The 20555-nt window shown below is 43.0% G+C and carries 20 protein-coding genes, 1 riboswitch and 1 other annotated feature (1 of these 22 only partly in view); all 20 genes read left to right on the top strand.

Annotation, left to right across the window (positions count from 1 at the left end):
- Window positions 1-18 precede the first annotated feature (18 nt).
- Complete coding sequence (murB, locus tag NYE22_RS14045) at window positions 19-930, top strand: UDP-N-acetylmuramate dehydrogenase (protein WP_003232182.1); 912 nt, start codon at window positions 19-21, stop codon at window positions 928-930.
- A gap of 129 nt (window positions 931-1059) precedes the next feature.
- Window positions 1060-1851, top strand: coding sequence for a cell division protein DivIB (divIB, locus tag NYE22_RS14040; RefSeq protein WP_161985979.1), 792 nt, complete (start codon window positions 1060-1062; stop codon window positions 1849-1851).
- Entirely contained in the window at window positions 1848-2543 is a 696-nt protein-coding gene (locus NYE22_RS14035; RefSeq protein ID WP_015483203.1) for a DUF881 domain-containing protein, read from the top strand. Before divIB ends, NYE22_RS14035 begins: the two co-directional genes overlap by 4 nt.
- Window positions 2544-2565: 22 nt before the next feature.
- Window positions 2566-3273: a DUF881 domain-containing protein gene (locus tag NYE22_RS14030; RefSeq protein WP_080529288.1), complete on the top strand. Its 708-nt coding sequence runs from the start codon at window positions 2566-2568 to the stop codon at window positions 3271-3273.
- Window positions 3274-3290: 17 nt separating this feature from the next.
- Entirely contained in the window at window positions 3291-3656 is a 366-nt protein-coding gene (locus NYE22_RS14025) for a small basic family protein (RefSeq protein WP_003238683.1), read from the top strand.
- 173 nt (window positions 3657-3829) lie between these two features.
- The gene (ftsA, locus tag NYE22_RS14020) at window positions 3830-5152 is read left to right on the top strand and encodes a cell division protein FtsA (RefSeq protein WP_003232169.1); all 1323 of its coding nucleotides are present in this window, start codon (window positions 3830-3832) and stop codon (window positions 5150-5152) included.
- A 35-nt stretch (window positions 5153-5187) separates the two neighbouring features.
- Complete coding sequence (ftsZ, locus tag NYE22_RS14015; RefSeq protein WP_021479331.1) at window positions 5188-6336, top strand: cell division protein FtsZ; 1149 nt, start codon at window positions 5188-5190, stop codon at window positions 6334-6336.
- A gap of 302 nt (window positions 6337-6638) precedes the next feature.
- Window positions 6639-10940, top strand: coding sequence for a bacillopeptidase F (locus NYE22_RS14010; protein WP_342411920.1), 4302 nt, complete (start codon window positions 6639-6641; stop codon window positions 10938-10940).
- 193 nt (window positions 10941-11133) lie between these two features.
- Entirely contained in the window at window positions 11134-12063 is a 930-nt protein-coding gene (gene spoIIGA, locus NYE22_RS14005) for a sigma-E processing peptidase SpoIIGA (protein WP_038828183.1), read from the top strand.
- 62 nt (window positions 12064-12125) lie between these two features.
- A complete protein-coding gene (gene sigE / locus NYE22_RS14000; RefSeq protein WP_003221446.1) occupies window positions 12126-12845 on the top strand; it encodes an RNA polymerase sporulation sigma factor SigE in 720 nt (239 codons plus the stop codon).
- A gap of 139 nt (window positions 12846-12984) precedes the next feature.
- A complete protein-coding gene (sigG, locus tag NYE22_RS13995; protein WP_009967190.1) occupies window positions 12985-13767 on the top strand; it encodes an RNA polymerase sporulation sigma factor SigG in 783 nt (260 codons plus the stop codon).
- Window positions 13768-13914: 147 nt separating this feature from the next.
- Window positions 13915-14709, top strand: a complete 795-nt coding sequence (locus NYE22_RS13990) for an ABC transporter ATP-binding protein (RefSeq protein WP_021479328.1) — start codon at window positions 13915-13917, stop codon at window positions 14707-14709.
- Window positions 14710-14719: 10 nt separating this feature from the next.
- Window positions 14720-14821, top strand: a riboswitch (TPP riboswitch).
- Window positions 14822-14908: 87 nt separating this feature from the next.
- Window positions 14909-16189, top strand: a complete 1281-nt coding sequence (gene ylmB / locus NYE22_RS13985; RefSeq protein WP_169037498.1) for an N-formyl-4-amino-5-aminomethyl-2-methylpyrimidine deformylase — start codon at window positions 14909-14911, stop codon at window positions 16187-16189.
- An 82-nt stretch (window positions 16190-16271) separates the two neighbouring features.
- Window positions 16272-16517: a YlmC/YmxH family sporulation protein gene (locus tag NYE22_RS13980; protein WP_003232153.1), complete on the top strand. Its 246-nt coding sequence runs from the start codon at window positions 16272-16274 to the stop codon at window positions 16515-16517.
- 162 nt (window positions 16518-16679) lie between these two features.
- Window positions 16680-17516, top strand: coding sequence for a peptidoglycan editing factor PgeF (pgeF, locus tag NYE22_RS13975; protein ID WP_124073203.1), 837 nt, complete (start codon window positions 16680-16682; stop codon window positions 17514-17516).
- A gap of 6 nt (window positions 17517-17522) precedes the next feature.
- The gene (locus NYE22_RS13970) at window positions 17523-18215 is read left to right on the top strand and encodes a YggS family pyridoxal phosphate-dependent enzyme (protein WP_043857459.1); all 693 of its coding nucleotides are present in this window, start codon (window positions 17523-17525) and stop codon (window positions 18213-18215) included.
- Window positions 18212-18667, top strand: coding sequence for a cell division protein SepF (sepF, locus tag NYE22_RS13965; protein WP_003244791.1), 456 nt, complete (start codon window positions 18212-18214; stop codon window positions 18665-18667). Before NYE22_RS13970 ends, sepF begins: the two co-directional genes overlap by 4 nt.
- A 6-nt stretch (window positions 18668-18673) precedes the next feature.
- The gene (locus NYE22_RS13960) at window positions 18674-18946 is read left to right on the top strand and encodes a YggT family protein (protein ID WP_003221463.1); all 273 of its coding nucleotides are present in this window, start codon (window positions 18674-18676) and stop codon (window positions 18944-18946) included.
- 60 nt (window positions 18947-19006) lie between these two features.
- Window positions 19007-19780: an RNA-binding protein gene (locus NYE22_RS13955; protein ID WP_015383612.1), complete on the top strand. Its 774-nt coding sequence runs from the start codon at window positions 19007-19009 to the stop codon at window positions 19778-19780.
- 93 nt (window positions 19781-19873) lie between these two features.
- On the top strand, window positions 19874-20368 hold the full coding sequence (gene divIVA / locus NYE22_RS13950; RefSeq protein WP_003221468.1) for a septum site-determining protein DivIVA: 495 nt from the start codon (window positions 19874-19876) through the stop codon (window positions 20366-20368).
- Window positions 20369-20430: 62 nt separating this feature from the next.
- Window positions 20431-20555: a binding site (T-box leader), on the top strand; it runs 102 nt beyond the window's last position.

The raw sequence follows: 20555 nt of genomic DNA, 5'->3' as shown, positions 1-20555 counted from the left end.
GGAATGCGGAGGTTTACGATGGAGAAAGTGATACAGGAATTAAAAGAACGCGAAGTCGGCAAGGTTCTTGCAAATGAACCGCTCGCGAATCATACAACGATGAAAATCGGCGGACCTGCGGATGTATTGGTCATTCCAAGCAGTGTGGATGCTGTTAAAGACATCATGGACGTGATTAAAAAATATGATGTGAAGTGGACAGTCATCGGCCGCGGATCAAATCTTCTGGTTTTAGATGAAGGAATTAGAGGCGTAGTAATCAAGTTGGGTGCGGGTCTTGACCATTTGGAGCTTGAAGGGGAACAAGTAACAGTCGGAGGCGGTTATTCAGTGGTCCGCCTTGCTACATCATTGAGCAAAAAAGGCCTGTCCGGTTTGGAATTTGCTGCCGGCATTCCAGGATCAGTCGGCGGAGCGGTTTATATGAATGCCGGCGCTCACGGTTCTGATATGAGCGAGATCCTCGTCAAAGCGCATATTTTATTTGAAGACGGAACGATTGAGTGGCTGACAAATGAGCAGATGGATTTCAGCTACAGGACATCTGTACTGCAAAAGAAACGCCCGGGCGTTTGCCTTGAAGCTGTTTTACAGCTGGAGCAGAAGGATAAGGAATCAATCGTTCAGCAAATGCAAAGCAATAAAGACTATAGAAAAAATACACAGCCGTATTCAAGCCCTTGTGCGGGAAGCATATTCAGAAATCCGCTTCCGAATCATGCCGGGAACCTTGTAGAAAAAGCAGGCTTGAAAGGATATCAAATCGGCGGTGCAAAGATATCGGAGATGCACGGAAACTTCATCGTCAATGCGGGGGGAGCATCAGCAAAAGATGTGCTTGATCTCATTGACCATGTGAAAAAGACAATCCGTGAAAAATACGAGATTGATATGCACACAGAGGTTGAAATCATCGGCGGAAATCGCTGATTCAAGTTCTGACTGAAGCTGTTCATATGATATACTGTAAGCAAACGACAAACGGCATCATAGTATGCCGTTTGTTTTGGAATAGACAGACTTTTAACAGCTGTTTCATTTGAATGAGGTGAACAGGCAATGAACCCGGGTCAAGACCGAGAAAAAATCGTTAACATTGAAGAGCGGATCCCTAAAATTAAAGAGCAGAGGAAACAAAAGGCCAACCGCCGTCTCATTTCATTTATTATGCTCTTTTTTATTATGGTGCTGATCATTGTTTACCTGCAAACACCAATCAGTAAAGTATCAACAATCTCTGTTACAGGGAATGAAAATGTATCAAAAAAGGAAATTATCGACCTTTCCGATATTAACAGCGGAGATACTGAGTTTTGGAGTTTGGACAAGCAAAAAACAGAAAAGAAGATTCAGCAAAATAAATTAGTGAAAAAAGCGGAGATCAGCAAATCGCTTCCTAATAAAATCAACATTGCAATCGAAGAATATAAAGCGATTGCTTATTTAGAAAAAGACGATGTGTACTATGAAGTGCTTGAAAACGGCTCAGTTCTGCCAAACGAAGTAACGCCAGATGATGCCGGACCGATTTTAGTGAATTGGACAAACGCGAAGAAGCGGTCTCAAATGGCCAAGCAGCTCGATGCGTTGTCAAATTCGTTAAAACAGTCGATTTCAGAGATTTATTATACGCCTGTAAAAATGGATGAAAACCGTATTAAGTTGTACATGAACGACGGTTATGTTGTCACTGCATCTATTAAAACGTTTGCAGACCGAATGAAGACGTATCCTTCTATTATTTCTCAGCTAAGCAGCAATAAAAAAGGAATCATTCATTTAGAAGTTGCCACCTATTTTGAAGAGTTTGGGAAAAGCGATAAAGCTGCTAAAAAGGAAGATGAAAATTGAGGGGCAAATCAGCAGTCCTTCTTTCCTTGATTATGCTTATCGCAGGCTTTTTGATTTCATTTTCTTTTCAAATGACAAAAGAAAACAACAAAAGCGCGGCTGAGACGGAAGAGTGGAAAAAAGAATATGCGCTGAGAGATGAACTTCTGAAACAAGAGAAAGAAAATAAGAAGCTTGAAAAAGAATTATATCAAAAGCAAAACAAAGTCCGCCAGGCGGAAAATAAGCTGAAGAAAGAGAAGTCGGAATACTATAATGTCCTCGAAGATACAGAAAAATACAGGATGTATATTGGGGAAGTCGGTGTGCAGGGAGAAGGCGTTGAGGTGACATTGGAAGATGCGTCATACATACCGGAAGGGGAGAATGTGAATAGTTACATCGTTCACGAAAGCCATATCTTCCAAGTAGTAAACGAACTGTATATCTCAGGAGCGGCAGCTGTCGCCGTTAATGGACAGCGTTTGACGCATGATTCGTATATCAAATGCAATGGTCCTGTGGTAACAGTAGACGGGGTGCAGCATCCCGCTCCGTTTACGGTATCCGCTATTGGAGATCCAGATGTCCTGCTACCCTCGTTAAATATCGCAGGAGGCCTAATTGATCAGCTGTCAATGGATCATATTTCTGTGTCGGCAGAAAAAGAGAAAAACGTACAAATGAAACCGATTCTGAAAACGAAGGAATGACTGAAAAAGCGGGTGAAATAGATTGAAAATAAAGCGTTCCTTCATAAGCATCAGTGTGCTTATGGTCATCTTCGGCCTGATGATATCTGTTCAGTTTAATTCGTTAAAGCACCCCAAAGTCCGGGATACAAGAGATATGTGGGATATTAGGGAAGAGCTGACATCAGAGCAGAAGAAGCAGGAAAAGCTGCTGTCTGAAATAAACAAATATGACAAACTGCTGAATAGCTATTCGCAAGCGAAAGAAATGACAAAAGAAACCGCGCTAAATAATACCTTGCAATCCTTAAAAAAAACAGCCGGCATGACCGATATAACAGGTAGCGGAATTGTCATTACGATTTCCCCGCTTTTTTCTGAAAGCTTAACAGGAGAGCCGGTCGAAAATCCGCCTCCGGATTTGCTGAAAAAGCTGATTAATGAACTCAACTCCTACGGTGCAGAGCATATCTCGATTAACGAGCGAAGAGTTGTGAATCATACAGTCATCAGAGATATAAACGGCACTACAAAAATAGACGGATACGCCCTTGACGATTATCCTTTAACAGTAAAAGTGCTTGCCAAAGATCCGGACATGTTACACAGCAGAGTGAAGGGGTCAGGCCTTGAGGATCTTTTTGCATCTGAAAATTTAGCATTAAAAGCCGGTAAATCTGAAAGCAAACTAACATTAAAAGCATATGACAGACCACTGGACGTACAACAGCTGAAACTGCTTAAAGACTGAAAAGGAGGAGAATTGTCATGTGGCTGCCCGTGTTGGGACTGGTGCTCGGAATAGCGATTGGACTAATGACAAACTTAACGATACCGAGTGAATACTCAAACTATTTATCGCTTGCGGTGCTTGCCGCACTTGATACATTAATCGGCGGAATCAGGGCGCATTTACAAGGTACATATGATGAAATGGTATTTGTTTCCGGTTTCTTTTTTAATATTATATTGGCAATAAGTTTAGCTTTTCTGGGAGTCCATCTTGGTGTAGACTTGTATTTAGCAGGTATATTCGCATTTGGAGTCAGATTATTTCAGAATATAGCCGTTATCAGAAGAAATCTACTAACAAAGTGGACTCTTTCTAAAAAAAATAAAAAAAATGTGATATAAAAGAGGATATACATAGGATATAACGAATATTTTCAATAAACATAAAATGTGAAAAGCACATAAAAATATTCTGTTGTTATTTTTTGTTACACACTTGTAAAGCCACATTCATTGTATTGTTGTTCCGCAAATAATAGAATAGAAATGATCGAAATGTGAGGAGGTGCCATAGAATGAACAACAATGAACTTTACGTCAGTCTTGACATCGGTACGTCCAATACAAAAGTGATCGTCGGAGAAATGACAGATGATTCCCTTAATATTATCGGTGTGGGAAATGTACCGTCTGAAGGGTTGAAAAAAGGCTCAATCGTTGATATAGATGAGACCGTTCATTCTATAAGAAAAGCGTTTGACCAAGCTGAAAGAATGGTAGGTTTTCCGCTTAGAAAAGCTATTGTCGGCGTTAATGGAAATTATATCAATATTCAAGATACAAACGGTGTTGTAGCAGTTTCCAGTGAAAATAAAGAAATTCAGGTTGAAGATGTACGCCGTGTCATGGAGGCGGCACAGGTTGTTTCCGTACCGCATGAACAGCTGATTGTTGACGTCATTCCTAAACAGTTTATCGTAGATGGAAGAGATGAAATCACCGACCCGAAAAAAATGCTAGGTGTGCGTTTAGAAGTAGAGGGCACCTTGATCACCGGTTCAAAAACAATCTTACATAACTTACTCCGCTGCGTTGAAAGAGCTGGTATTGAAATAACTGATATTTGCCTTCAGCCGCTGGCAGCCGGTTCTGCTGCATTATCAAAGGACGAGAAAAACCTTGGTGTGGCTCTCATTGATATAGGGGGAGGGTCAACAACCATTGCCGTATTCCAGAACGGACATCTCACTTCTACCCGTGTCATTCCTCTCGGAGGCGAAAATATCACCAAAGATATCTCCATCGGATTGAGAACGTCAACAGAAGAAGCAGAACGCGTGAAAAAGCAATTTGGACATGCCTACTATGACGAAGCCTCGGAAGATGAAATATTTGAGGTAACCGTTATAGGCACCAATCAAAAACAAACATTTACACAGCAAGAAGCAGCGAATATCATTGAAGCGAGAGTAGAGGAAATTCTTGAAATTGTTTCAGAAGAGCTTCGCAGTATGGGAATTACCGATCTGCCGGGAGGTTTCGTGCTGACAGGAGGACAAGCAGCTATGCCGGGTGTCATGTCTTTGGCACAGGATGTGCTGCAAAACAATGTCAGAGTGGCAAGCCCGAATTATATCGGTGTAAGAGATCCTCAATATATGACGGGAGTGGGCCTGATCCAATTCGCCTGCCGGAATGCAAGAATCCAAGGCAGAAAAATAGGCTTTAAGATGCCTGAAGAAGCGATACAGGAAATCGCAGTCTCATCATCTGAGGAACAAGAGCAGCATCATCACCAAAATGAGGTGCAGCAGCGGCCAAAAGGAAAACAAAAAACACAAGCCGAACATAATAAACAGAGCAAAATGAAAAAACTATTAAGCATGTTTTGGGAATAGATAGATAGTCATTCGGCAGATTAGGAGGATTTAGCATGTTGGAGTTCGAAACAAACATAGACGGCTTAGCATCAATTAAAGTAATCGGAGTAGGAGGCGGCGGTAACAACGCCGTTAACCGAATGATTGAAAATGAAGTGCAAGGAGTAGAGTATATCGCGGTAAACACGGACGCTCAAGCTCTTAACCTGTCAAAAGCAGAAGTGAAAATGCAAATCGGCGCAAAGCTGACTAGAGGATTGGGAGCAGGTGCGAATCCGGAAGTCGGGAAAAAAGCCGCTGAAGAAAGCAAAGAGCAGATTGAAGAAGCACTTAAAGGTGCTGACATGGTATTCGTGACAGCTGGTATGGGCGGCGGAACAGGAACAGGTGCCGCACCGGTTATCGCACAAATCGCGAAAGACTTAGGCGCATTAACAGTCGGCGTTGTGACAAGACCGTTTACCTTCGAAGGACGCAAAAGACAGCTTCAGGCTGCAGGCGGAATCTCGGCAATGAAAGAAGCGGTGGATACACTGATCGTGATCCCGAACGACCGTATCCTTGAAATTGTTGATAAAAACACACCGATGCTTGAAGCATTCCGTGAAGCGGATAACGTACTTCGCCAAGGGGTTCAAGGTATTTCTGACTTGATTGCTACACCTGGTCTTATCAACCTTGACTTTGCTGATGTGAAAACAATCATGTCAAACAAAGGATCTGCTTTGATGGGTATCGGTATTGCTACTGGGGAAAATCGTGCGGCAGAGGCAGCAAAAAAAGCAATTTCCAGCCCGCTTCTTGAAGCGGCCATTGACGGTGCGCAAGGCGTCCTCATGAACATCACTGGAGGAACAAACCTCAGCCTATATGAGGTTCAGGAAGCAGCAGACATTGTCGCTTCGGCATCTGATCAAGACGTAAACATGATTTTCGGTTCTGTTATTAATGAAAATCTAAAAGATGAGATTGTGGTGACAGTGATTGCAACCGGCTTTATCGAACAAGAGAAGGACGTGACGAAGCCTCAGCGTCCAAGCTTAAATCAAAGCATCAAAACACACAATCAAAGTGTTCCGAAGCGTGAGCAAAAACGTGAGGAGCCTCAGCAGCAGAACACAGTAAGCCGTCATACTTCACAGCCGGCTGATGATACGCTTGACATCCCGACATTCTTAAGAAACCGTAATAAACGCGGCTAATGTAAAGGACAAAATCGTTTTCGATTTTGTCCTTTTTTGTTTTTCTCTTCACACTTTCCTTCTTATAAAGTCTTTTTCCCTATTGCTTCCTTCGCTTAGTAACAAAACAGATAATTAGACCCATTTATTTTTGTGACATTTTTATCATTTTCATATATATGGAAATCGAATGACATGAAACGACAATATCTGTAATTTAGATTGTCTACAGTTAATATACAGCGATGTTCTGACAAACCATTCATTATTAAAAGGAGGGACGACACTTTTTTTAAAAAGCATGTTGAAAAAGGGGGATGAAAATGAGGAAAAAAACGAAAAACAGACTCATCAGCTCTGTTTTAAGTACAGTTGTCATCAGTTCACTGCTGTTTCCGGGAGCAGCCGGGGCAAGCAGTAAAGTCACCTCACCTTCTGTTAAAAAGGAGCTTCAATCTGCGGAATCCATTCAAAACAAGATTTCGAGTTCATTAAAGAAAAGCTTTAAAAAGAAAGAAAAAACGACTTTTCTGATTAAATTTAAAGATCAGGCTAACACAGAAAAAGCAGCAAAAGCGGCTGTTAAAAAAGCGAAATCGAAGAAGCTGTCTGCCGCTAAGACGGAATATCAAAAGCGTTCTGCTGTTGTGTCATCTTTAAAAGTCACAGCCGATGAATCCCAGCAAGATGTCCTAAAATACTTGAACACCCAGAAAGATAAAGGAAATGCAGACCAAATTCATTCTTATTATGTGGTGAACGGGATTGCTGTTCATGCCTCAAAAGAGGTTATGGAAAAAGTGGCGCAGTTTCCCGAAGTGGAAAAGGTGCTTCCTAATGAGAAACGGCAGCTTTTTAAGTCATCCTCCCCATTTAATATGAAAAAAGCACAGAAAGCTATTAAAGCAACTGACGGTGTGGAATGGAATGTAGACCAAATCGATGCCCCAAAAGCTTGGGCACTTGGATATGATGGAACTGGCACGGTTGTTGCGTCCATTGATACCGGGGTGGAATGGAATCATCCGGCATTAAAAGAGAAATATCGCGGATATAATCCGGAAAATCCTAATGAGCCTGAAAATGAAATGAACTGGTATGATGCCGTAGCAGGCGAGGCAAGCCCTTATGATGATTTGGCTCATGGAACCCATGTGACAGGCACGATGGTGGGCTCTGAACCGGATGGGACAAATCAAATCGGTGTAGCGCCTGGCGCAAAATGGATTGCTGTTAAAGCGTTCTCTGAAGATGGCGGCACTGATGCTGACATTTTGGAAGCTGGTGAATGGGTTTTAGCACCAAAGGACGCGGAAGGAAATCCCCACCCGGAAATGGCTCCTGATGTTGTCAATAACTCATGGGGAGGGGGCTCTGGACTTGATGAATGGTACAGAGACATGGTCAATGCCTGGCGTGCGGCCGATATTTTCCCTGAGTTTTCAGCGGGGAATACGGATCTCTTTATTCCCGGCGGGCCTGGTTCTATCGCAAATCCGGCAAACTATCCAGAATCGTTTGCAACTGGAGCGACTGATATCAATAAAAAGTTCGCTGACTTTTCTCTTCAAGGGCCATCTCCATATGATGAAATAAAGCCGGAAATATCTGCACCGGGCGTTAATATTCGTTCATCCGTTCCCGGTCTGACATATGAGGATGGTTGGGACGGCACATCAATGGCAGGGCCGCATGTATCCGCTGTTGCTGCACTGCTGAAACAGGCGAATGCCTCACTTTCTGTTGATGAGATGGAGGATATATTAACCAGCACGGCTGAACCGCTCACGGATTCAACATTTCCTGATTCACCGAATAACGGATATGGCCATGGTCTGGTGAATGCTTTTGATGCTGTATCCGCTGTTACAGATGGATTAGGGAAAGTGGAAGGACAAGTTTCTGTAGAGGGGGATGACCAAGAGCCTCCTGTCTATCAGCATGAGAAAGTAACTGAAGCTTATGAAGGTGGCAGCCTGCCACTGACTTTGACAGCTGAAGACAATGTGAGTGTGACATCTGTAAAGCTGTCCTACAAGCTTGATCAAGGCGAATGGACGGAAATAACGGCTAAACGAATCAGCGGTGATCATCTAAAAGGAACGTATCAAGCAGAGATCCCAGACATAAAAGGAACTAAACTAAGCTATAAGTGGATGATTCACGATTTTGGCGGTCATGTCGTTTCGTCTGACGTATACGATGTAACAGTGAAACCAAGCATCACGGCGGGATATAAGCAGGACTTTGAAACTGCACCCGGCGGCTGGGTTGCGAGCGGAACAAATAATAACTGGGAATGGGGAGTTCCGTCAACTGGCCCAAATACAGCAGCATCCGGAGAAAAAGTATATGGAACGAATTTGACAGGAAATTATGCCAACTCAGCAAACATGAACCTTGTTATGCCTCCTATTAAAGCACCTGATTCAGGAAGTCTGTTCCTTCAATTTAAAAGCTGGCACAATTTAGAGGATGATTTTGATTACGGCTACGTTTTTGTTCTTCCGGAAGGTGAAAAGAATTGGGAGCAGGCTGGTGTCTATAACGGAAAGACATCAAGCTGGACGGAGGAAGAAATTGATTTATCGGCTTATAAAGGCCAAAACATTCAAGTGATGTTTAACCTTCAATCTGATGAAAGCATTGCAAAAGAGGGCTGGTATATTGATGATGTAGTGCTTTCTGACAAATCAGCCGGAAAAACAGTCAAAAAGAATAAGCTGGGCGTCGAAAAGCCGTCTGGAAAGCAAAAGAAAAAGCCAGTAAATCCGAAAAAGGCTAAGCCATCTGCAAACACAGCGGTAAAACATCAGAACAAGTCTATACAGCCTCAAGTTTTGCCGCTCAGGGCACAAGTCAGTGTAGTGGAAACAGGAAAATCAACATATTCAGATCAATCCACAGGGCAGTACACGCTGAAGCACAAAGCGGGAGACTATACGCTTATGGCAGAAGCATATGGTTATCAGTCGAAAACACAAAAAGTATCTTTAAAGACGGATCAGACGACACAAGCTAATTTTACGTTAGAAGAGATGAAGAAGGGCACATTAAAAGGCACGGTCATCAATAAAACGACAGGAGAGCCGGTAAAAGGCGCTTCCGTTTATGTTGTAGAGGATGCTGCGGTGGAACCGGCTATGACAAACGACAAAGGTGAATATACGCTGGAGGCCTATGAAGGCGCTTATACGATTAAAGTCGCTGCACCGGGTTATTACAGTGATGAATTTTCCGTTGAGTTAAAAGGTGATGTTACAAAAGAAACTGCATTGAAGCCTTTTGTCGGTTACCCGGGTGAAATTGCATATGATGACGGAACAGCGGAGAATGCCAATTCCTATTTTGCTGCCGGGAACGGATGGGCAGTAAAAATGACGCTCGCTGACGGCAAGGACAAAGGCATGCTTACAGGAGGGCTGTTCAGATTCTGGGATACAGAGTTCCCTGATCCCGGCGGCACAGAGTTTAAGGTTGAGGTATACGATGCCACAGGAAAAGACGGAGCACCGGGCAAGAAAATTGCCGGGCCATTTAACGCTGAAGCTCTTCGCAATGGCGAGTGGACTAAGGTAGATCTCAGTTCAAAAGGGATTATGGTCGATAGAGACTTTTATCTCGTATATATCCAGTCAAAACCTGATCCGTATTCACCTGGACTGGCAATGGATGAAACCGGCAAGAATTCCGGCCGCAACTGGCAGTATATAGGTGGACAATGGGAGCCGGGTGACGAAGCAGACGGCAACTATATGATTCGCGCATTAGTTAATTATGAAGCTGCTGTACCTGAGATTACTTCACCGACAGACAAATCATACACAAATAAGGAGAACGTCACTGTAAAAGGAAACGCTTCTCCTGGCACAACGGTACACATTTATAATGGAGAGAAAGAAGCAGGAGAAACGAAAGCTGCCGCGGACGGCACGTTCCAGACAGGCATCACACTCAACAAGGGTGAAAATGAGCTGACGGCAACTGCATCAACTGACAACGGAACAACAGATGCCTCCAGCCCAATCACGGTCACGCTTGATCAAGAAAAGCCTGAGTTAACGCTGGACACTCCAAAGGATGGCGGGAAAACAAATAAAGAAACGCTGACTGTCAAAGGGGTTGTATCCGATGACAATCTGAAAGACGTCAAGGTGAATGGCAAAAAAGCAACAATAACTGATGGTTCATACTCAGCCCGTATTCTTTTGGAGAATGGAAGCAATGAAATCAAGGTGATTGCTACAGACTTGGCAGGCAACAAAACCACGAAAAAGGCTGTCATTGATGTCAATTTTGACAAGCCTGTCATTTCCGGCTTAATTCCGGGAGAGGATAAAAACTTAAAAGCTGGTGAATCTGTGAAAATCGCTTTCTCAAGCGCTGAGGATTTAGATGCAACGTTTACCATTCGTATGCCGCTGACCAATGCAAGAGCGAGTGTGCAAAATGCCACCGAACTCCCGTTAAGAGAAATTTCTCCGGGAAGATATGAAGGCTATTGGACAGCCACTTCTTCTATTAAAGCAAAAGGAGCAAAAGTAGAAGTGATCGTCCGAGATGATTATGGAAATGAAACAAGAAAAACTGCGAATGGAAAACTTAATATCAACACAGAAAATTAAGTGGAAAAAAGCTGCCGTCATTGGCAGCTTTTTTTATATCCTCTCATTATACTTCCTCGACAAATTAAGCAGATTTCCCTGAAAAATTGTATTTTCCTCTCAACATTAATTGACAGACTTTCCCACAGAGCTTGCTTTATACTTATGAAGCAAGAAGGGGAACAGCGTGAGGCAAGAAAGAAAGGAGTCAGATGTGAAAATCTATTTAGATGTCATTTGGCTGTTAAACTTTTGTTTTGATGCACTTTTGCTTTTGCTCACGGCATTTATTTTAAAACGGCATGTAAAAAAAAGAAGACTGGTAGGCGGAGCGTTCATCGGTTCCAGTATTGTCCTTTTGATGTTTACTCCTTTTTCGCCGATTGTTGAACATCCGGCTGGGAAGCTAGCTTTTTCAGTTGTGATTGTGGTGGTGACATTTGGCTTTAAAAGATTTCGGTTTTTCTTTCAAAATTTGTTTTCCTTTTATTTTGCCACTTTTTTAATGGGGGGAGGAATTATCGGAGCCCATTCTTTGCTGCAGTCAAATTCTATTGTTCAAAACGGTGTTATGATTACCAATCAAACAGGGTTTGGAGACCCGATCAGCTGGTTGTTTATTGTTGGGGGCTTTCCAGTATTATGGTTTTTTTCTAAAAGAAGAATTGAAGATATTGAAACAAAAAACATTCAATATGAGGAACGAGTCAGCGTGCAGGCAGATTTGGGCAGCCAAACACTTCATGTCAGAGGCCTGATTGATTCCGGTAACCAGCTGTACGATCCTCTTACAAAAACACCGGTAATGATCATTTACATTGATAAACTGGAGCCGATTTTCGGAACAGCCGAAACGATGATCATTCGAAACACAGACCCATTGGAAGCCATCGAACAGCTCGATGATTCCTTTCGCTTTTTAGATAAAATGAGGTTGATTCCATACAGGGGAGTTGGTCAGCAAAATCAATTTCTATTATGCGTTAAACCGGATCACGTAACGATTATGACAAAAGAAGAAATGATTTCTGCAGATAAATGTTTAATCGGCATCAGCACAACAAAGCTGTCGGCAGATGGAGAGTTTGACGCGATTATTCATCCGAAAATGCTTTCGGGCAAGGCTGTCAAACACGTTTCATAATGTTCGCAAATGTCCGTTACTTATCATACTCAAACGGCGTGACATTTAGAAGGGAGAGGAAGATGAAAAAACTGAAATTACGGTTGACGCACCTCTGGTATAAGCTGCTGATGAAACTTGGGCTGAAAAGTGATGAAGTCTATTACATAGGCGGGAGTGAAGCCCTGCCGCCTCCATTATCTAAAGATGAGGAGCAGGTTTTGTTAATGAAGCTCCCCAACGGCGATCAGGCGGCGCGAGCCATTCTAATTGAACGCAATTTGCGTCTGGTCGTATATATCGCCCGTAAATTTGAAAATACGGGAATCAATATAGAGGATTTAATCAGCATCGGTACCATCGGTCTAATCAAAGCTGTGAATACATTCAATCCAGAAAAGAAAATCAAGCTTGCTACCTATGCCTCCCGGTGTATAGAAAATGAAATCCTGATGTATTTAAGAAGAAATAACAAAATCCGTTCAGAGGTTTCCTTTGATGAACCGCTTAATATTGATTGGGACGGCAATGAGCTTTTGCTTTCTGATGTGCTCGGCACTGACGATGACATCATCACTAAAGACATAGAAGCTAACGTCGATAAAAAGCTCTTGAAAAAAGCGCTTGAACAGCTTAATGAGAGAGAAAAGCAAATCATGGAGCTGCGGTTTGGGCTTGTCGGTGAAGAAGAAAAAACCCAAAAGGATGTAGCGGATATGATGGGGATTTCTCAGTCTTATATTTCGCGGCTTGAGAAAAGAATTATAAAAAGATTGAGAAAAGAGTTCAACAAAATGGTGTAAAAAATTTTATGGTTAGAACCCCTTGATTTTACAGGGATTTCCTGATTTCGACAGTTTTTCGGTCTGAGTGCAGTGCATATTTTTCCCACCCAAGGAGATACTTAACGTTGTACAGCAGCTCCTGTAGGGAGGGAAAAAAGTGTCGAGAAATAAAGTCGAAATCTGCGGGGTGGATACCTCCAAATTACCAGTACTCAAGAATGAAGAGATGAGAAAGCTGTTTAGGCAGCTGCAGGATGAAGGCGATGATTCAGCAAGAGAAAAGCTTGTAAACGGGAACTTGCGTCTTGTCTTAAGTGTCATTCAACGATTTAATAACAGAGGGGAGTATGTTGATGACTTATTTCAAGTCGGCTGCATCGGACTAATGAAATCCATTGATAATTTTGACCTAAGCCACAATGTTAAGTTTTCAACATACGCTGTACCTATGATTATCGGAGAGATCCGCAGGTATTTACGCGATAATAACCCGATCCGTGTCTCAAGATCACTCCGGGACATCGCTTACAAGGCGCTTCAGGTAAGAGAGCGGTTAATCAGTGAGACAAGCAAGGAGCCGACTGCAGAAGACATCGCAAAAGTTCTTGAAGTACCGCATGAGGAAATTGTATTTGCGCTTGATGCCATCCAGGATCCGGTTTCTCTATTTGAACCGATCTATAACGACGGCGGAGACCCGATCTATGTGATGGACCAAATCAGTGATGAGCGTAACACAGATTCACAATGGATTGAAGAGCTGGCTTTAAAAGAGGGCATGAGAAGGCTGAATGATAGGGAAAAAATGATTTTGAGAAAGCGATTCTTCCAAGGGAAAACCCAAATGGAAGTCGCCGAGGAAATCGGAATTTCTCAAGCGCAGGTGTCCAGACTTGAAAAAGCGGCTATCAAACAAATGAATAAAAATATTCATCAATAATGAAAAGCCTTTAAAACGATGTTGTTTTAAAGGCTTTTCTATTGATTATGGATGGTTTACGTTTTGGAAAAAGTAAGGTATCCTAGTTCGTACAAAGTTTTATGAAAATTAAAACAATTATAAAAGGCAATAAAGAGGAGGACCACGATGATTTTGCAGCTTGACAATGTCTCACTAAAACGGAATGGGAAATGGATACTGAGAGATATTCATTGGAAGGTGGAAGAAAAGGAAAATTGGGTGCTTTACGGCCTAAATGGCGCCGGGAAGACAGCGCTGTTAAATATGCTTTGCTCTTATTATTTTCCAACATCAGGCGAGATGCAGGTGCTTGGCCATGAATTTGGCAAAACAGAGCTTGGGGAAAAGCTCAGACGTAAAATTGGCCTCGTCTCAGCAGCTCTTCAGCAAAAATTGTATCCGGCAGATTCAGCCTTTGAAATTGCTTTGAGCGGAGCTTACGCTTCGATTGGGTTATATGAAACGCCAAGTAAGAAAACCAGGGAAAAAGCGATTGGTTTGTTAGAGGACTTGGGAGCAATTGAATATGCCGATCGCCGCTATGAAACCCTTTCTCAAGGGGAAAAACAAAGAGCGTTGATTGCTAGAGCACTAATGGCCGATCCAGAGTTGCTGATACTGGATGAACCAGTCACAGGACTGGATTTTATTGCCCGGGAAAAGTTGTTAGATACGATTACATACATTGCAAACAAAGAAAATGCACCATCTATCCTTTATGTGACTCATCATGCTGAAGAAATTTTGCCTGTCTTTGATAAAGCCCTTTTATTAAAACAGGGAGAGGTCTTTGGATCCGGAGAAATAAAGGAAATGCTTACTGATCAAATACTTTCCGCTTTTTTTGATACGCCAATCCATGTATTATGGAATCAGGATCGGCCGTTTTTAACTAGAGCTGAGCCGATAACGAATGCCTGACAAATATATATATTCATCCTAGGGGTGCTTTGCGAAGCTGAGAGAGACTTTGTCTCAACCCTTTTGACCTGATCTGGATCATGCCAGCGGAGGGAAGCGGTGAAAAGCGGAGTACATCGGACTCCGTTTGTTTTTATTAAGCCGTTTCATCACATTTGAAACGGCTTTTTTGATTTTAAAGAATAGGAGCGGATTTACATTGGATCAACAAATAGACTCTTTGCAAAAAAAAGTGGAAGAACAAAAGGAGGAGCTTATTCAGCTTGCTAAAACACTGATTTCTTATCAAACACCCGCTCCGCCTGCAAGAAATACAGAGGGCATTCAGTCATGGATTGCGGGATTTTTAAATGAATTGGGATTCTCGATCGACAAATGGGATGTGTACCCTGGAGATCCCAATGTTGTCGGCAAGCTAAAGGGAACAGATTCAGCAGATTATTACAGCCTGATTATCAATGGTCATGTAGATGTGGCAGAGGTAAAAGAGGATGAAGAATGGAAGCACGATCCGTTTCATCCCATTGAAAAAAACGGTCTCTTAATCGGGCGAGGCGCTTCCGATATGAAGGGCGGAATAGCTTGTGTGCTGTTTGCTGTCAAATTAATTCGTGAAGCCGGCATTGAACTTCCAGGTGATCTGATTCTGCAATCGGTTATTGGGGAGGAAGTTGGAGAAGCCGGCACACTTGAATGCTGCAAGAGGGGCTACCACGCTGATTTTGCAATTGTCGCGGATACGAGCGATATGCATATTCAAGGCCAAGGCGGTGTCATTACAGGCTGGATCGAAATCAAAAGCAGTCAAACATTTCATGATGGAACGAGACGGAATATGATTCACGCAGGCGGAGGAACATTCGGAGCAAGCGCAATTGAAAAAATGGCAAAAATCATTGCGGGGCTCGGTGAACTTGAGCGCCACTGGTCCATTATGAAAAGTTATCCCGGTTTTAAACCAGGCACAAATACGATTAACCCGGCAGTTATAGAAGGCGGCAGACATGCGGCTTTTATAGCGGACGAATGCCGGCTGTGGATCACAGTCCATTTTTATCCGAATGAAACCCATGACCAAGTGGCAGCGGAAATAGAAGATTACGTCAATCGGCTGAGTGACAGTGATATTTGGCTTAGGGAAAACCGCCCTGTATTCAAGTGGGGAGGCTCATCTATGATAGAAGACAGAGGAGAAATTTTTCCGGCATTGGAAGTTGACCCTGGCCACCCAGGCGTCTTAGCGCTAACTGCCTCTCATGAGAAAGTGAAACGGGAGTGTCCAATTATTGACGTTTCTCAATCAGTTACAGATGGCGGATGGCTGTATGATGCCGGTATTCCATGCGTAATATACGGTCCTGGAGATCTGCACAATGCACACTCTGTGAACGAGAAGGTATCGATTGAGCAGCTAGTAGAGTATACAAAAATTATACTCGATTTTATCATCAGCTGGTGCAGCCGGAAAAAAGAACAATGACATGAAAATTTCTTCTTGCTGACAAGGTTCAGCCTGCCCGTTCATATACTTGAACAAAAGGACGGAAAAAGGACGTGATGGAATGATCAGCATTTCAGAATTTCAGGTAAAGGATGTCGTCAATGTCTCAAACGGAAAAAAGCTGGGGAGTATTGGTGATATTGATATCAATGTGACTACTGGAAAAATTCAGGCGATCATACTCGGAGGAAATGGGAAAGTTCTCGGATTTTTTGGAAAAGAAGAGGAATTGGTCATTCCATGGCGAAATATAGTAAAAATCGGGGAAGATGTAATCTTAGTCCGATTAAGTGAACCGCATGCATAAACCTGCTTGTCTGCCGCAGATTGGCAAATGCCGGAAGTCTCGATTCTTCCGGCACATTTCATTTAGAAATATGCAAATCGGCGCTCAACGTATGCAGTAAGATGTGGTAAAATAAGTGGGAAATTCCGCTTTTTTAAATGTTTGTCGAAAGGTTGGATCATCATGAATACATATCACCCATTCAGTCTTACCACACCCTCGACACTCATGATACAAGACTGGGCTCAAACGAATCAAAACAACAAAGAGGTCATTGCCGGATTTACGACAAAAAACGGCGGTGTCAGCCAAAAGCCTTTTGAATCGTTAAATACAGGATTGCACGTTCATGACAAAGATGCAGATGTAGTTAAAAATCGTGAATATATTGCCGATATGTTTAATACTGATTTGCAGTCTTGGGTATTCGCTGATCAGACACATGATAATCGCGTTCAGAAAGTGACGCAGAGGGATAGGGGAAAAGGCGCCCGTGAGTATCAAACGGCTCTAAAAGCAACGGACGGGCTCTATACAAATGAAAAAAATGTATTTTTGGCATTATGCTTTGCTGATTGTGTGCCTCTATTCTTTTATGATCCGGTTAAGTCGCTTGTCGGAGTCGCCCATGCCGGGTGGAAAGGCACCGTCAAACAGATTGGCAGAGAAATGGTGAAGCAATGGACTGAGAAGGAAGGTTCAGATCCCTCAGATATTTACGCTGTTATTGGCCCGTCTATCAGCGGTGCATGCTATACGGTAGACGACCGCGTCATGGATGCTGTCCGCGCATTGTCGGTTTCAGCAGACCTTGCCGTTAATCAGACGGCAAAGGCACAATATCAGCTTGATCTGAAAGAGCTGAACCGTCTTATACTGATGGACAGCGGTTTGGCAAGTGAACAAATTTCTGTCAGCGGTTTATGCACGGAAAGCGAGCCGTCTCTTTTCTATTCTCACCGCCGCGATCAGGGGAAAACTGGACGGATGATGTCCTTTATCGGAATGAAGGAGGCATAAAAGATCTTGCGTGTTGTTGATAATTTACGACATATAAACGAACGAATAAACGAAGCATGTAACAGATCGGGCCGCAGCTCCGATGAAGTTACGGTTATTGCAGTCACAAAATATGTATCACCTGAAAGAGCACAGGAGGCAGTAGATGCTGGCATCACCTGCCTCGGAGAGAATCGGGATTTGGAACTGCTCCGCAAACAGGAATTGATGAAAGGGAATCCGGAATGGCATTTTATCGGCAGTCTGCAATCAAGAAAAGCAAAATCTGTCGTCAATTCGGTTTCCTATATCCATTCCCTAGACCGGCTCTCATTAGCGAAAGAAATTGAAAAACGGGCTGAAGGCACTGTACGATGCTTTGTGCAGGTCAATACCTCTCTTGAGCCTTCTAAACACGGCATGAAAAAAGAAGAAGTCATTCCATTCATACAGGAGCTTTCCGGTTTCGAACATATCCTTGTTGCCGGGCTGATGACAATGGCTCCGCTGACTGATGATCAAGATCAGATCAGAAGCTGTTTCAGGTCGCTGAGAGAACTCCGTGACCAGGTTCAGAAGCTGAACCAGCCGAACGCTCCGTGTACTGAACTGTCGATGGGCATGTCAAATGATTTTGAAATTGCAATTGAAGAAGGAGCTACTTATATTAGAATCGGCTCATCGTTAGTCGGAAATGAAACAGGGGGTGTACAGCAATGAGTATGAAAAATAAACTGAAAAACTTTTTCTCAATGGAAGATGAAGAATACGAATATGAATATATTGAGACAGAGCGGGAATCTCATGAGGAGCATGAGCAAAAAGAAAAGCCGGCTTACAACGGGAATAAACCTGCGGGCAAACAGAATGTAGTGAGCTTGCAAAGTGTTCAGAAATCCTCTAAAGTGGTGTTGAGTGAGCCGCGCGTTTATGCGGAGGCGCAGGAAATAGCCGACCATTTGAAGAACCGGCGGGCAGTTGTCGTCAATCTTCAGCGGATACAGCATGACCAGGCGAAGCGGATTGTTGACTTTTTAAGCGGAACCGTTTATGCCATCGGCGGCGATATTCAAAGAATCGGCTCAGATATTTTCCTCTGCACGCCTGACAACGTAGATGTATCAGGCACAATTTCTGAGCTCATATCTGAAGACGAACATCAGAGGTGGTAAAGCGAGATGATCCTTTATCAAGTTTTTTCGGTTTTAAGCTTATTAATCACAATATACTCATTTGCCCTGATCATATATATTTTTATGTCATGGGTGCCGAGTACGAGGGAAACAGCAGTCGGGCGTTTTTTGGCTTCGATTTGTGAACCATATCTCGAACCATTCAGAAAAATCATTCCTCCGATTGCAATGCTGGATATTTCACCAATCGTAGCAATACTTGTGCTTCGGTTTGCGACAACCGGCTTGTGGGGACTTTATCGCATGATTGCGTTTTAATGTGACAGTTTGATAGGGGCTTGGCAGCAGCCAAGCCTCTTTACATAGAAGGGAAAGACGATGAGCGATATATATCAGCACTTCAGAAAAGACGAGCGGGCCTTTATTGATCAAGCGCTCGAATGGAAAAGAATTGTCCAGGAGCAGTACAGGATGAAGCTGACCGACTTTTTAGATCCCCGAGAGCAGGTCATCCTCTCTGCTGTTACGGGACAGGCAGATGTCGGGCTTGCCTTTTCCGGCGGCTATGACAGAGCGGAGCGGAAACGGGCGATTCTGTATCCAGAGTACATTACTCCGGAAGAATCAGATTTTGAACTGCAGGCGTTTAACGTCCGTTATGCTGACAAGTTTGTCTCAGTAGATCATCGTTCTCTGCTTGGTGCATTAATGGGCATAGGATTAAAGCGGCAAAAATTCGGTGACATCGTGTTTTCTGAGACAGCAGTGCAATTGATTGTCTCAGCCGATACCGCTGATTTTGTGGCTGCACAGCTGACCCAAGCAGGCAAAGCGGCGGTCAGCCTAGAGAAAATCGACTTGTCAGACCTTAACATTCCAGCAGTTGATGTCGAAATAAGAGATGACACGGTTTCTTCTTTAAGGCTTGACGCCGTCTGCGCCTCTATGAGCAGGCAATCCCGCCAGAAATCACAGACGCTTGTGAAAAACGGCCTTGTGAAAGTGAACTGGAAGGTGGTTGAAGATCCTTCATACATAGTCGCGGAAGGGGACATGCTGTCAATCAGAGGTTTTGGCCGGTGCAGCTTAACAAAAATCGAAGGGAAAACCAAAAAAGACAAATGGAGAGTTACGTTTGAACGACAAAAATAGTCGGTTTTTCAGTTTTTTTCTCCATCTGTGCGAAATTTGTTTTATAATGTGAACTAGATAACCGTACTGAAATGTAAAAATGGAGGTGGCATCATGCCATTAACGCCAAATGATATTCACAACAAGACGTTTACAAAAAGTTTTCGCGGATATGATGAAGATGAAGTAAATGAATTCCTAGCCCAAGTCAGAAAAGATTACGAAATTGTTCTCCGCAAGAAAACTGAGCTTGAAGCGAAAGTCAATGAGCTTGATGAAAGAATCGGACACTTTGCCAATATTGAGGAAACATTGAATAAATCAATTTTAGTTGCCCAGGAAGCGGCTGAAGACGTAAAACGCAATTCTCAAAAAGAGGCAAAGCTGATCGTTCGGGAAGCGGAGAAAAACGCTGATCGCATTATCAACGAATCGTTATCAAAATCAAGAAAAATTGCAATGGAAATTGAAGAGCTGAAAAAACAGTCTAAAGTGTTCAGAACACGTTTCCAAATGCTGATCGAGGCTCAGCTCGATCTTCTGAAAAATGACGATTGGGATCATCTCCTTGAGTATGAAGTCGACGCTGTATTTGAGGAAAAGGAATAAATTCTCTGATTATCTTGACATTTTCTTAGCTTGTCGAATATAATACGTTCATAAATTCAGATGAAAAAACGGTTGAAAGGGACAGTCATGTTTCCTTCAGGCCTTCATAGCGACCCGGAGATGGTGAGAGTCCGGGATGGCCGGAATCATGTAGATCAGCCCTTTAGTTTCCTTGCTGAACTCACAG

The sequence above is a fragment of the Bacillus sp. FSL K6-1560 genome (genome assembly GCF_038592935.1).
In the GTDB taxonomy this organism is placed as follows: domain Bacteria; phylum Bacillota; class Bacilli; order Bacillales; family Bacillaceae; genus Bacillus; species Bacillus subtilis.
This window is presented reverse-complemented; position numbering and strand designations above follow the sequence as displayed.